This window comes from Lactococcus sp. UBA7128 (assembly GCF_002492185.1).
In the GTDB taxonomy this organism is placed as follows: Bacteria; Bacillota; Bacilli; order Lactobacillales; family Streptococcaceae; genus Lactococcus; species Lactococcus muris.
The window spans coordinates 1-13,589 of sequence record NZ_DKXK01000074.1 but is presented as its reverse complement, the minus strand read 5'-3'; the positions used below and the strand labels follow the sequence as shown (position 1 = coordinate 13,589).

Below are 13,589 nucleotides of genomic sequence, written 5' to 3'. Positions count from 1 at the left end.
CAGCTTTTAAAAAGCAGACAGTGCCATAGCTAAAGAGCTAAAGATAATAAGTACAAGCATTGCAACAACAACGACCATTGTTACTTTTTGAAAAGTAGATTTTTGTTTCTTTTTGTAAGCCATAGTTTCCTCTATAAATATTATTTCTTTATTCTATACTATTCTAGCAATAAATAAGTAAAATGTCACACTATTTGCCAGTATCCACTTTTTTTGACTTTGAAGTGTCTTTAGTTTCTAAAAATTTTGCGAATGGATCTTCTTGTTTATCAGAGCTTACAGAAGTTTTACTTGCGTCCGAGTTTTCAGTAGAAACCCCCAAATCATCCATCAATTTACCGAAATCATCACGTTTTCTGAAAGTTAATCCCATATTGACATTTCTCCTTACTATTTTCTATATATTTTACTATGAAAAGCTAAAAAAAGCCAGATAAATTGCAATAAAGTTTGCAATTACAAGGAAAATCCAGTATAATGTTAAGGAACGGTAGTTTGTGCAATAGCATAACTGCCTATAAAAAATATATTTTTTCTCAAAGGAGACATTTTAAAATGGCTAAAGAAGTTTACGATCGTAGCAAACCGCACGTAAATATTGGTACTATCGGACACGTTGACCATGGTAAAACTACATTGTCAGCTGCTATTTCTAAAGTATTGGCAGATAAAGGTTTGGCTGCTCAAACTGACTTCGCATCAATCGATGCTGCGCCAGAAGAACGCGAACGTGGTATCACAATCAACACAGCTCACATCGAGTACTCTACCGACAAACGCCACTACGCCCACATTGATGCCCCAGGTCACGCGGACTACGTTAAAAACATGATCACTGGTGCTGCTCAAATGGACGGTGCGATTCTCGTTGTTGCTGCAACTGACGGACCTATGCCACAAACACGTGAGCACATCTTGCTTTCACGTCAAGTTGGTGTTAAATACCTTATCGTATTCCTTAACAAAGCTGACCTTGTTGACGATGAAGAACTTATGGAACTCGTTGAAATGGAAGTACGTGATCTCTTGTCAGAATACGACTTCCCAGGCGATGACACTCCAGTAATTGCTGGTTCAGCTCTTGGTGCTTTGAACGGTGAACCTCAATGGGTTGCTAAAGTTGAAGAACTTATGGATGTTGTTGACGAGTACATCCCAACTCCAGAACGTGATACTGACAAACCATTGTTGCTTCCAGTCGAAGACGTATTCTCAATCACTGGTCGTGGTACAGTTGCTTCAGGTCGTATCGAACGTGGTACTGTTAAAGTCAACGACGAAATTGAAATTGTTGGTATTAAAGAAGACACTAAGAAAGCTGTTGTTACTGGTATCGAAATGTTCCGTAAAACACTTGAAGAAGGTCTTGCTGGAGATAACGTTGGTGTACTCCTCCGTGGTGTTCAACGTGATGAAATCGAACGTGGTCAAGTTATCGCTAAACCAGGTTCAATCACTCCACACACTAAATTTGAAGGTGAAGTTTACGTATTGAGCAAAGAAGAAGGCGGACGTCACACTCCATTCTTTGATAACTACCGCCCTCAATTCTACTTCCACACAACTGACGTTACTGGTTCAGTTAAACTTCCAGAAGGTACTGAAATGGTAATGCCTGGTGATAACGTTCATATCGACGTTGAACTTATCCACCCAGTTGCCATCGAAAAAGGAACTACTTTCTCTATCCGTGAAGGTGGACGTACTGTTGGTTCAGGTATCGTAGCTGAAATCAAAGAATAATTCTTAATGAATTATAGAAGTAATATTATTTCTTAGAAAAACTCGCTTTTGGGCGAGTTTTTTTGTTCTGTTAATTCTGCGGTGCTAGCTGAAAATATACTGCTATTTTTTGTAGAAAAGCTATAGAAATTCAGGAGCTATAATATTTTTCGGGGGAAGCAACTCCACTGAATGTCATAGTACTCAAATAAAACTAAAAAAGCTGCCTAACGACAACTTTTTACTGTTTACTGTAACTCTATTTTAGTGCTGGCCACTACAGAATTGATAGATGTAGCAAAATGAATTTTTTTGTTTTTTTCAATAGCTCCCAAAACTCAGGCGTTTTTTATACTTCAGTCTTTATGAAAATATCACGATCAACGAAAACATCCATTTGGAAGTAAAATTTGTCTTGGATGATTTTATTAGCATTTTTGAAAATATTAACATTGCGTAAGCCTGATTTATCAGTGACTGACATTTTAAATCCAGTCAAATCGGGATTGATGATGATTTTTAGGAGGAAACCTTGTCCTGAATTTGGAACTTCCTCAAGTATACGTTTGAATTCAAAATTTCCAACATTGTTTTGAACGAAGGTTGTATCTTTGAGGGTGAATTTTTTAACGTTGGGTGACAACTTGTAGCTGTATTTGCAGTCTTCAAGAAGTTTTTCAGTAATAAAAGCCATAATTATAATGCCCTTTCTTTTAATAGTTTAACAAAAGCGTGAACTTCATCTTCGGTATTGAGTTCTGAAAAGGAAACACGGATATTTTCCTTCAGCAGAGGTGATTGACTTCCATACACCGCTTCAAGAACATGTGAGGGCTCTACTGTTCCCGCAGTACATGCTGACCCCGTTGAAATGGCTACTCCTGATAAATCAAGTTTTGTCAAAAGCAAATCATGGTTTTGTTCTGGAAAGCCAAGATTGACAACATGAGGCATGGAGGGACCGAACTCATGGGTATAATAATCTACATTTGCGAGGTCTTGAAGCAGCAGAGATTTTAGTTTTTCGACATGTAAATAGTTACTGTTCATGTTCTCGGTAGCGATTTGTAAAGCTTTAGCCATGCCTATGAGAGAATGAAGATTTTCTGTACCTGCACGACGTTTTTCTTCCTGCTCACCACCATGAATGATACTGTCAAACTTTAGTTTAGGGCGGTGATAGAGAAAGCCGACACCTTTAGGTCCATGAAATTTGTGACCACTGGCTGAGAGAAAATCTATTTTCAAATCTTCAGGATATACGGGGATTTTCCCCATAGCTTGCACTGCATCAACATGAAAGACTGCTTGATGATTTTCTAAAAGTTGCCCGACTTCCTTAATGGGAAGCAGTTGCCCGGTTTCATTGTTGGCCATCATCATAGATACCAGAAGAGTATCTTCACGAAGTAGATCTTTAATTAAATGTGCAGGAAAAGAACCGTCATTTTGTGGGCGGACGAAGGTAACATCAAAGCCGTGACGGCTTTTTAAGTAGTTAAGTGCATTAAGTACAGAAGGATGTTCTATCGCTGTAGTAATGATATGGTTCCCTTTTTGGCGATTAGCTAAAGCGTAACCGATCAAGGCAGTCGAATTTGATTCGCTTCCACCAGAGGTGAATGTGATAGTGCCAGGTGATACGTGTAGTGCCTGGGCTATCGTTTCACGTGCTTGCCGCACGATTTGACTTGCTTGCCGCCCAAAACTATGTGTACTAGAAGGGTTGCCAAAGTTATGTAGGAGAACATCGGTCATGGCTTCAACAACTTCAGGCAGTAGAGGAGTTGTTGCCGCATTATCTAGGTATATGATTGAGATTTCCTCTCTTTCCGTCTTATTCTAAACCGTTATTAAAAAAAGTTTTTAGAGATTTTGAATTTCTTCTAAAATCTGGAGTTTTGGCAAAATCTGCCCTTTTTTTAATTTAAACTTCGCAATAACCTGTTGAAAGTAGAATACCAATTGGACTTCTTGCTCTACCACGAAGCCATGGATGTGGGAGCTATTTTTAGTTCAATCCAGTCTAATGTTTTTTTACATCAGTACTGAATGATTTCAGAAGTTCCTTCTAATGCTACTTAGGGGTTATTTTCCTTGTTTATGGAAATCATAAGTTTCCATTACTTCTATCTTACCATGTTTTACGTTTTTTTTCTGTAATTCAAACACTTTACATGAAAACTTCATAGAAAATGAATAAAATTTCATTGGATGTGAAAATTTCGTTCAGAAATCATTAGTTCTTTCAAAAGGCAAATGTTATTATAGAACAAAGGGGGGAATTTATGTCAGTTATTGGTGTGAAGATAGATAAACAGTTTATCAAGGATTTGATTGTTCTTATTATTGGAGTAGGGTTTTATATTTTATCGGTGAGGCTTTTTGTAATACCTAACTATTTAGCCAGCAATGGTATTGCCGGTTTTTCGGTATTTGTCGACTTTGTTTTTGGAATAAACCCTGCGTTGACTTTTTTTGTTGTTAATATCCCCTTGTTTCTCTTTGGTTGGAAACTTCTAAGTCGGCGGGAATTGCTTCTTAGTATCCCAGGCGCTGCGGCTATGAGTTTATGGATGCTGATTTATGAAGCCATGGGAATTGATGGTTTCCAATTCAGTCAAATTATCTTTGCTGGAATATCGGATGGTATTTTGTCAGGCATAGGAGCAGGGCTGGTCGTTGTCTCCGAAGGAACTTTTGGAGGGTCTATACTTCTGAGTCGTATCATGGAAGACCGCTGGGAATTCACCATTGATCGTGTGCTCTTCGGTATTGATGTAGTCGTTATGGGTCTCTCTTTGATAACTTACTTGGCCTTTCCTAATTTTGCAGTTACTCTACTTTCTTGTTATATCTTTAGTAAGGTGACACGTTTTATTGGGAGAAAAGACTATCGTGACAAAGTTTTAGATAAACTGTATTTTAATATGTTTAGACGTGAGAGAAGTAAAGAAGAAAGAGATTCATAAACACATTGAGTAATGGAGGAGCTGATTCTGCTGAAAAGAGCTGGGGATGAAAATATTGATTTTCAGGCAAAATCAAAAATAAAAACGCTTAATCTGCTCAGCATGTGATTAAACGTTTTTATTTTTGAAACTTTTGTCCCAGCTTCTCTTAAAGCGCAACCTTTTTACTTCTTTTTGCGGCGAAAAAGGCTAAAGAATTTATCGAATAATCCTTTCTGACGAACTACTTTTTCATTTCCGATATACTGACGAATGTATTTAAGGATAGTACCAGAATCTTTTGAGGCAAAGCGCACACGTTGTTCATTACGGAAGACGATGATAAACTGACGTCCAATTTTAACTTTTCCCTTTCGGGAAACGGAAACATCGCCTTCTACACGTGCGATAGAAGCCCAGGGGAATTGCATGTTTTTTTCGACATTTGAATCATTGAAAAATTCAAAAGCTCTATCTCCAATCATAATTTTACCGTATTCAGCAAAACCTAAGTAAGCGATAGCTGATGTGGTAAAGTCTACCTTGGTATTAAGTGATTGTGCCAATTTTTAGTGCTCCTAACGATAGTAATATCTTTATTATAACAAAAATAATCTCATTAAAAAATCGCCGTTAAAACACGACGATTTTGTTCTTGTTTTACAATCTTATTAAGCAAGACCTGCAACGTGAAGGATGATACCAAGAACGAACATACCCATGATAATGAACAATGGAGCATTTTTGTTTTTCCATTTACGCAAGATCCAAAGAACAAGGAAAGTCAAGAGTAATGCGATAAATCCAGGAATTAATGAATTGAACACGTCTTGAAGTGATTGTGTTTGTTCTGGGCTCAAGCCAAGGCCAGATGATACTTGATTTAAGATATGGCTCAATGTAGAACCATCAATCGCGTTAAGTTGATCCACAGTTACATAATGTGCAAAACCGTCTTGACCTGCAACACCGTTACCTACAACGTTACCTGCTTGATCAAGCCAATCGAATTTAGCAACTCCCTCAGGTGTGGTACCAGTTTGAGCACCTTGAACCACAACTTTGCCTGCCTTATCTAGCCATTCACCAACATATGCACCGTCTGCTAAAGGTTTAGAAGGAAGCATTGCGTTAGGACCAGTAAAGCTGATGTTAACCCAACGTTGGATCAATACACCAAGGATGAACATACCAAGGATAGATGCACCTTTAGTAATTTGTTGGAGCATTCCTCCACCGAGGTCGCTTGTAATTGCAGTACCTTGTTTGTAACCAAACTCTTGTGTATACCACAAGAAAGCGATACGGATTGCATTCCAAACAACGAAGAAGAAGATTGGAGCGATAATAGAACCACCAGTTGCAAGTGATGCAGCGATGGCACCAACGATAGGACGTACTGTGAACCAGAAGACAGGGTCACCGATACCAGCAAGAGGTCCCATCATACCGACTTTCACCCCTTGAATAGCAGCTTCGTCGATTTCGACACCGTTTGCGATTTCTTCTTCAAGGGCCAATGTAACACCGACGATAGGTGCGGCTACATATGGGTGAGTATTGAAGAACTCCATGTGGCGTTTCAAAGCTTCTTTAGCTTCTTCAGAACCTGGTTTGTAGAACTGCTTCAATGCTGGAATGATTGAGTAGAGGAAACCAAGGTTTTGCATACGTTCGTAGTTCCAAGAACCTTGAAGGAACATTGAACGGAACATAACGCTCAAGCGTGTGTTTTTAGAAAGGCTAAACTTTTTATTTGTATTTTCCATTTTTATAAAATCTCCTTCCTAATTAGTAATCATTGAGAATATCGCCGATTGGGTCACCACTTGAAGCAGCAGTTCCACCGTTACCAGCGTTATTAGAAAGATTGAGGTAGATAAGAGCGATAACAACACCAAGGATACCCATACCAATCAAAGTAATTGCAGAAAGTGGTGCGAGTACAAATCCGAGGAAGAAGAATGGCCAAAGCTCTTTAGTTGCCATGAGGTTGATAACCATCGCATAACCGACAACAACAACCATACCACCACCAACAGCAAGACCTTTAGATACCCAATCAGGAATTGAGTTCAAGGCAGCAGTTACTGTTTCAGCAGGGATAGCAAGGATGATTGCAGCAGGGATAGCAATACGCAAACCTTGAAGAAGGAGTGCGAACATGTGCCAACCAGCGACACCTGAGTAAGAACCTTTTTCAGCAGCAGCATCCGCTAAGTGAACGATACCAACTGAGAGGAAACGAACCAAAGTAGTAAGTACGAGACCAGCAGTTGCCAAGAGGATAGCGGCAGGTACGATAACACCAGTGATGTGTGTCAAGTCAAAGTTACCACCTTGAACCATCAAGATAGCAGAAGCGACAGAAGCAAGTGCAGCGTCAGGTGCGACAGCGGCACCAACGTTAGCCCAACCAAGGGCGATCATTTGCAATGAACCACCCAAGATAATCCCTGCAGCCATGTGACCAGTAGCGATACCGATCAATGAGCAGGCGATGATTGGTTGGTGAAATTGCCATTGGTCCAAGATACCTTCGAGTCCAGCTAAGAACGCGAAGATAAGAACTAAAATGATTGAAATAATACTCATTTTATAAATTTCTCCTAATAATATTTAATTTTACTTAACATCTGCTTTGTTAATCAAAGCAAACAAGTCAGATTTAGAATCGTTAGGGACTTTACGAACGTCAAACTGAACGCCGAGATCACGTAACTTTTCAAAAGCAGCAACATCATCTTTGTTGACAGATAATACTGAGTTAAGCATTGTTTTACCTGTGCTGTGTGCCATAGAACCCACGTTAAGTGTAGTTATAGGAACTCCACCTTCGATAGCAGCAAGTGCATCTTGAGGAGTTTCAAACAAGAGAAGAGCTTTAGTTTCACCAAAACGTGGATCTTTAGCAACCTCAATCATTTTCTTGATAGGGACAACGTTGGCTTTAACACCTGGAGGTGCAGCTTGTGTGATGAGTGTTTTACGCATCTCATCTTTGGCTACAGCATCAGAAACAACGATGATACGGTTTGCTTTTGAGTCTGGAGTCCAAGCGGTTGCAACTTGACCGTGGAGAAGGCGTGAGTCGATGCGGGCAAGGTTAATTTTAATCTTACCGTCACCAATAACAGTACCTTCTGGGATAGCGGCAGCAGATACACCAGCTTCAGCTGGAGCAGTGCTTTCTTCAGCAGGATTAAGCTCTTCTGGCAATGCTTTGATGCCAGCTTTCGCTTCCTTAATAATGTTTGCTGCAACTTGTTCAACACCTGCAGAAGCATCCATCATACGTTCTGTATAGGCCTGAATAAGCATTGGCAAGTTGAGGCCTGTGATGATAGCTACCTTACGCTCTGGGTTTGCACCCATCACTGCACTTGCTTGGTTGAATGGAGAACCGCTCCACAAGTCAGCAAGGACAAGGACTTCATCTTCAGCATCAAATGTTGCGATAGCGGCTTCGATCTTGGCACGCAAGTCGTCTGGTCCTTCGTTAGGCATGAAAGTGACAGCTTGTACTTTCTCTTGCTCACCGAAGATCATTGAACCAGATTGCTTGATGCCTGCGGCGAATTCACCGTGGCTCGCAATAACAATTCCGATACTCAATTGAGTAACCTCCTTTAAGTTTTTATATAATATAATTATTACTGTCTTAGTGTACTATAAACTGAAAACATTTGCAAGGATTTATGAAACTGGTTTCATAAATCTGTCATTTTAATTTAAAAAAATAAAAATAAAAAAACTTATGCAACAAACATAAGCCATATATACATGAAGAAGACATGTTTGACATCACAAAATAGTTAGAAAAAGGAGTAATTTTATGATAAAATAAGTATCAGAGTTTAATATTTTAAGATTTGGTAATCTTTATCGCAGCCGTTGGACAAGCCTTAGCTGCATTTATTATTTTATCATCAAAAATATATTTTTCTTCAAGTTTGTCTGAATTATTTAATTTAACGATACCATTGTCATGGTAGTCAAAGACATCTGGAGCGTGTAAATAGCAAAGACCGCATGCAATGCAGTTTTCTGGTATTATGTTTACTTTCATAAATTGATGATAATATAAAAAGACTAAAAAGGAAAGGAAAAAGATGTGGCAGAAAAAGAACCATGGGACAAAGAAATCTATAAAGCCATGCGTGAGGACTCTGAGAGGAGACGTTCAGGTGGGAAGGGGAAGAAACAAGGCAGTAATAAGTCGTTAACTTCGCGTGCTTTGACCTTTACCGTGGTTACAATGTTCTTATTGGTTGGCTTTATGATTGCCTTTATTCTTTGGAATAATCAAACGCAACAAAGTGGAGGCTTTGCTCAGGAAACGTCAGAAAATAAAGTGGAGCAAAATGGCGAACAGCAAGCAGAGCAAAACACTGGAGAAGTTAAGCCAGAAGAAAGTACAACTGTTCCATCAGAAACGACAGAAGATTCTTCAGCTGAAGAAGGAGCAACCTATACGATTGTAGCTGGAGATGATCCAAGTAAGATAGCTGCTAAAACTGGGGTGGATTGGTCCGTTATCGCGCGTCTCAACAATATTTCGGCAACAGGCTATAATGCAGATGGTTCGGCAATATCACCTGGGCAAGTATTGAAACTGAGAGAATGATGAAGTATTGAAAGTAAGAATAGGAAAGAAACATGATAAAGTTACAAATTGCTGTTGATGGTCCCGCATCAAGTGGGAAATCAACCGTTGCAAAAATCGTTGCCCAGAATCTAGGGATTATCTATCTGGATACAGGAGCCATGTATCGTGCTGCGACATTAGTTGCCCTCCAAAATAAAACAGAGGATCCACAAAAAATTATTGATATCATTAAGAAAAAGCCAATTTTTTTCAAAAATACAGCAGACGGTCAGCTTGTGTTTTTGGGGACGGAGGATATCACTAAAATTATTCGCACAAATGAAGTAACCCAAAATGTTTCGAAAATTTCCGCTCTAAGTGCTGTGCGAGAGTTTTTGGTTGCAGAGCAGCAGCGTATTGCGAGCGAGGGAGGAATCATTATGGATGGCCGTGACATCGGTACAGTTGTTCTCCCGCATGCGGATTTGAAAATTTTCCTTGTGGCTTCAGTGGAAGAGCGAGCAGCGCGGCGCTACAAGGAAAACTTGGAGAAAAATATTCCTACGGATTTGGAAGAACTCAAACGGGAGATTGAAGCGCGTGATTACAAGGACAGTACGCGTGCTGTGTCACCTTTAAAACAAGCAGATGATGCGATTTTGTTGGACAGTACCGGTAAAACAATCGCTCAAGTTGCAGATTTTATTGAAGAAAAAGCTCGTGAGCTTTTGTAATCTGCTGCATTTGAAAAATTTGTCTAAAAGATAAAAGCTGTAAAATCGTTCAAGAAGTGGTTCCTCTTTTCCCGCTTGGTCGATTTTACAGCTTTAGTTTTTTGTTCTAGACTAATTTTTCTAGGAAAAATAATATCAGAGAGAGTGATGCTGAAGCTTTTGGAAAATTGCTTTTAGTCTTATAAGTATCTACATGTTTTAAAGTCTGCTGTGGCCTTTCATCCAGTAAAAGTTGTGAGTCGTAAGCTTTAGACTTCCAGACCTTACGTCATGTACATTGACAGAGTATTGAAGTTTTGATTTGTGTTTTTTGATGATATAATGAGGTTAAAATGAATTAAAAAAGGATTCTTATGCTGTCTTATCTCCATGCCATCCAAATTGGTGTACTGCTTTTCTTTATTTTCTTCCTGATCAGCCTCATCCCTTATATGATTGTTCAATATCGGAAGTACGGCCGAGTTAACCCTTGGCGTTTTTTCGTTAATTTTTCATTCATACTTTATCTGGTTTGTGCCTATGCGATGACGATTTTTCCACTGCCAAATGTAGAACAAGTGGCGCAGATGACGGGACCAAAGCAAAATCTTGTTCCTCTTGAGTTTGTGCGTCAGTTTATAGCTTACAATCCTCTAGAATTAAGTGACAAGAGTACATGGATCTTGGCGTTGAAAGCTCCAACATTTATTCAGCCCTTTTTCAACTTATTATTAACGCTGCCTTTTGGGATATATTTGCGCTATCTGTTTAAGAGAAGTTTTTCTCAATCCTTTGTTTTGAGCTTTCTCTTGACCTTGTCCTTTGAGTTTTTGCAACGCTCTGCCCTTTTTGGACTGTATCCTCGCCCTTATCGGCTTTTCGATGTGGATGATCTCCTGCTTAATACAGCTGGGAGCTTGATAGGGTTTGGGATAGCCTGCTTACTTGTGAAAGTTTTACCAGACTTAGATATACAGCAGCCACTTCCTGTTCAAGTCGGTATGATACGGCGTAGTATTGCTTTCGGTGTGGATATTATCTTGATGGAAATTATAGCAGCTTTTGTTCCCCATTTTTATATGGCGTTGCTCATAGTTTTTGTAGCAGTTCCTCTGCTTTTTAGAGGAACTTTTGGTCAAAAACTGCTCAAAATAAAAATAGAAGCTGGTCGTATAAATATTTTTATCCGACAACTCTTATTTCTGGTCAATTTTGGGATTTTAGGACTTTTAGGCTATTACCTTCAACGCTCGGGCTATGTAGCAGAAAATGAACTGGGACAAAACTTTTTGCTGATTATTCTTTGCTTGATACTTTTAATGCTACCAACGATAGACCTGCTTTTTTCTGCTCTGTCACGTAGGCAAAAGCTGTGGTATGAGCGCCTAAGCCGAACAGAACTTCGTGCAAAATGATGGCACTCCTGTAGCTTGGTAAAAAGCATAACTGGCAACTGCTTATTTTGTCCTTCTTTTGTGTTAAGCTAGGCGGTTTTGTGGCTTCTTTCATACCCATGTTTCCTGTTCCATTGTCAGGTAAGGCAAAGTGAAGAGATTACGATATCTATTATCACGGTTATTGCAGTCACTTCTCTTTGACATTGGTACAAGCGTACAGATAAGTAACATGGACAGGATGAACCACAGGACGTGCTTTTAATAAGTGTAAACAATCCCCAAGTTGCGGCGAAGAAATTGGGAATTTATGTATCATTCGATATTGAGTAGCTTACATTATAAATGTCTTGGTCGTCAAGGCATGTGATGACAGAAAAAAGTGAACCTGGCTAGAGCTGACTATTGATAGATTTCAATGGTCTTTTTGATTTCTTCCTTAGCAGCAATAAGTTTCTCATTAGGATTAGCGAAGTTTTTTATAGGACATTCTTTCAAAATATCAAGGTATTTCAACTCAGAAGCTGAGGAAGTGATTTTATCGATGTCAACATTCACTTTTTGAAATTTACACTCTCAGCGCCTTCAGCTGTATATTTTTACTCTGTTTGGGTTGAAACTCATTGAAGGTTGTTTAATAGGCATTCTCACAGATAACTCTATAGGGGGCTTTGCGGTAGGCAGTTGACATTATTTGTGGAGTATGGTGTAATAGACAGGTAATGAAAGATAATAGACAAAAACGCTTTGAATATCTAAAAGCAAACAAGGCTTATTTAAGCGAACGTGAAAAACAAGAATACTATGAGTTGCTTCAAGAGCTTAAGGGTTTCCAAGCTTTTGAGGAAGAATATCTTGCAGATATGGAGGAGGAACGAGCTGTTTCTGAATCTCCGTCTTTTGAAAGTCGGAGTAGAGCGAGGCGCTCAACAGGAGCTAAGGCTCCTTTAACTTCTGGGCGTCAAGGCAGGAAGAAAACAGAAACGCCAAACGTAGCTGACTCTGAAACAGAAGAAGTGCCCAGAAAGCCGAAAAAAAAGAAAAGCTGGTTGAAGCGTATTTTCTTTGTTTTACTTGCTCTCCTCTTAGTTATGGTAGGCTTCTTCATTTATGGCTATCAGCGAGGCATTAGTCGTGAAGGAGGTGCGATTAAGGCGGAACAGTTTCATGGTGCGGGGAATTCAGACGGTTCTGTGAACATTCTTCTCCTAGGTGCAGACCAACGCCCAGGACAAAGCTCTGACGTGGCGCATTCAGACAGTATCATGGTCTTAAACATCGGTAGAAGTGGCAAGATGCAGTTGGTAAGTTTCATGCGCGACACTCTGGTGAATATTCCTGGCGTTGGTGATGCCAGTCAAGGACCAAATATGAAACTCAATGCAGCCTTTACTATAGGGGAGCAAAATGAGAATCAAGGTGTAGAGTTAGTGCGTCAAACATTGCAGCAAAACTTTGGTATCAATGCTAAATATTATGCTGTGGTCGATTTTTCAAGCTTTGCAACAGTGATTGATTCTTTATTCCCGGGTGGTGTACAGATTGATGCCAAGTTCTCTACTATCAATGGGCAGAAATTTGATGAGGTTCCCGTGCCTGATGATTTGGCAGAAACTGAAGGGATGGCGCCTAATGATAGGGAGCTTAGTGCTGAAGAGGCAGCAGCCTTGGGCTATCCTGACGGTGGTGGTATTTTTATGATGATTAAGCAAGGTCCACAACGCATGAATGGTCGTACACTTTTGAACTATGCACGTTTTCGTCATGATGATCAGGGCGACTTTGGGCGTGTCCAACGCCAGCAGCAAGTGCTGGAGACTCTAACGTCGAAAGTGAAAAATCCATTGACCCTATTCACCGGGGCGAGTGCTTTAGGAACAGCGCGTGCCGTAACCATGACCAACTTGGCTAATACTTTTCTCTTAACGAAAGTTTTACCTGCGATGTTTGGAGGAGTAGAAACTACAACAATTCCAGATGACAATGACTGGCAGGCAGCTTATGATATGTATGGTGGTTCTGGTCTTTTAATCGATATGAACAAATATAGTGCTAAGGCAAAAGACATACTGGGACAATAGTTGGAGAAGACAGAAAAAGCATTCAGCTTCAAAGTTGAACGCTTTTTTTTGAGCTTGAAATAGTTGTGCTAAGGGCTAGGACACGTAGAGTTTATTTTTTTATCCGGTTGTTTTCTCATCAAACACTCATTTCATTTGAC

General features: G+C 39.7%; 16 protein-coding genes. 6 read left to right on the top strand and 10 right to left on the bottom strand.

Annotated features, from left to right (window positions below; translation table 11 throughout):
- Positions 1 to 6: 6 nt before the first annotated feature.
- Together B4H39_RS07995 and B4H39_RS07990 are read right to left on the bottom strand one after the other, a co-directional pair.
- Entirely contained in the window at positions 7 to 123 is a 117-nt protein-coding gene (locus B4H39_RS07995; protein ID WP_202231298.1) for a DUF4044 domain-containing protein, read from the bottom strand.
- A gap of 67 nt (positions 124 to 190) precedes the next feature.
- Positions 191 to 373 (bottom strand): SPJ_0845 family protein, encoded by a 183-nt coding sequence (locus B4H39_RS07990; RefSeq protein WP_251420708.1) that lies wholly within the window; start codon positions 371 to 373, stop codon positions 191 to 193.
- Positions 374 to 555: 182 nt separating this feature from the next.
- Here B4H39_RS07990 and tuf point away from each other — a divergent pair, with 182 nt between their 5' ends.
- Positions 556 to 1,743 (top strand): elongation factor Tu, encoded by a 1,188-nt coding sequence (gene tuf, locus B4H39_RS07985; RefSeq protein ID WP_202231300.1) that lies wholly within the window; start codon positions 556 to 558, stop codon positions 1,741 to 1,743.
- A gap of 328 nt (positions 1,744 to 2,071) precedes the next feature.
- Here tuf and B4H39_RS07980 read toward each other — a convergent pair whose 3' ends face one another.
- Together B4H39_RS07980 and B4H39_RS07975 are read right to left on the bottom strand one after the other, a co-directional pair.
- Entirely contained in the window at positions 2,072 to 2,416 is a 345-nt protein-coding gene (locus B4H39_RS07980; protein ID WP_202230266.1) for a DUF1831 domain-containing protein, read from the bottom strand.
- Positions 2,417 to 2,418: 2 nt separating this feature from the next.
- Positions 2,419 to 3,480, bottom strand: a complete 1,062-nt coding sequence (locus tag B4H39_RS07975; protein ID WP_251420706.1) for a cysteine desulfurase family protein — start codon at positions 3,478 to 3,480, stop codon at positions 2,419 to 2,421.
- Between the two features lie 530 nt (positions 3,481 to 4,010).
- Here B4H39_RS07975 and B4H39_RS07970 point away from each other — a divergent pair.
- Entirely contained in the window at positions 4,011 to 4,694 is a 684-nt protein-coding gene (locus B4H39_RS07970) for a YitT family protein (RefSeq protein ID WP_251420704.1), read from the top strand.
- Between the two features lie 164 nt (positions 4,695 to 4,858).
- Here the strand turns inward: B4H39_RS07970 and B4H39_RS07965 are convergent, their stop codons facing one another.
- From B4H39_RS07965 to B4H39_RS07945, 5 genes are all read right to left on the bottom strand, one after another.
- A complete protein-coding gene (locus B4H39_RS07965) occupies positions 4,859 to 5,239 on the bottom strand; it encodes a DUF956 family protein (protein WP_202230268.1) in 381 nt (126 codons plus the stop codon).
- A 105-nt stretch (positions 5,240 to 5,344) separates the two neighbouring features.
- The gene (locus B4H39_RS07960; protein ID WP_202230269.1) at positions 5,345 to 6,442 is read right to left on the bottom strand and encodes a PTS system mannose/fructose/sorbose family transporter subunit IID; all 1,098 of its coding nucleotides are present in this window, start codon (positions 6,440 to 6,442) and stop codon (positions 5,345 to 5,347) included.
- Between the two features lie 22 nt (positions 6,443 to 6,464).
- A complete protein-coding gene (locus tag B4H39_RS07955; RefSeq protein ID WP_202230270.1) occupies positions 6,465 to 7,268 on the bottom strand; it encodes a mannose/fructose/sorbose family PTS transporter subunit IIC in 804 nt (267 codons plus the stop codon).
- A 30-nt stretch (positions 7,269 to 7,298) separates the two neighbouring features.
- Positions 7,299 to 8,288, bottom strand: coding sequence for a mannose/fructose/sorbose PTS transporter subunit IIB (locus tag B4H39_RS07950; RefSeq protein WP_251420702.1), 990 nt, complete (start codon positions 8,286 to 8,288; stop codon positions 7,299 to 7,301).
- A gap of 250 nt (positions 8,289 to 8,538) precedes the next feature.
- Positions 8,539 to 8,742, bottom strand: coding sequence for a ferredoxin (locus tag B4H39_RS07945; protein WP_202230272.1), 204 nt, complete (start codon positions 8,740 to 8,742; stop codon positions 8,539 to 8,541).
- A 45-nt stretch (positions 8,743 to 8,787) separates the two neighbouring features.
- Here B4H39_RS07945 and B4H39_RS07940 point away from each other — a divergent pair, with 45 nt between their 5' ends.
- The 3 genes from B4H39_RS07940 (at position 8,788) to B4H39_RS07930 (ending at position 11,389) form a co-directional block, all read left to right on the top strand.
- The gene (locus tag B4H39_RS07940) at positions 8,788 to 9,300 is read left to right on the top strand and encodes an SAG1386/EF1546 family surface-associated protein (RefSeq protein ID WP_202230273.1); all 513 of its coding nucleotides are present in this window, start codon (positions 8,788 to 8,790) and stop codon (positions 9,298 to 9,300) included.
- Between the two features lie 32 nt (positions 9,301 to 9,332).
- Positions 9,333 to 9,995 (top strand): (d)CMP kinase, encoded by a 663-nt coding sequence (gene cmk, locus B4H39_RS07935; RefSeq protein ID WP_251420700.1) that lies wholly within the window; start codon positions 9,333 to 9,335, stop codon positions 9,993 to 9,995.
- Between the two features lie 353 nt (positions 9,996 to 10,348).
- Entirely contained in the window at positions 10,349 to 11,389 is a 1,041-nt protein-coding gene (locus B4H39_RS07930) for a VanZ family protein (RefSeq protein WP_251420698.1), read from the top strand.
- Between the two features lie 381 nt (positions 11,390 to 11,770).
- Here B4H39_RS07930 and B4H39_RS07925 read toward each other — a convergent pair whose 3' ends face one another.
- Complete coding sequence (locus B4H39_RS07925; RefSeq protein WP_251420696.1) at positions 11,771 to 11,926, bottom strand: hypothetical protein; 156 nt, start codon at positions 11,924 to 11,926, stop codon at positions 11,771 to 11,773.
- A 164-nt stretch (positions 11,927 to 12,090) separates the two neighbouring features.
- On the opposite strand from B4H39_RS07925, the gene B4H39_RS07920 reads away from it, so the two are divergent.
- On the top strand, positions 12,091 to 13,449 hold the full coding sequence (locus B4H39_RS07920; RefSeq protein ID WP_251420694.1) for an LCP family protein: 1,359 nt from the start codon (positions 12,091 to 12,093) through the stop codon (positions 13,447 to 13,449).
- The last annotated feature ends 140 nt before the right edge of the window (positions 13,450 to 13,589 follow it).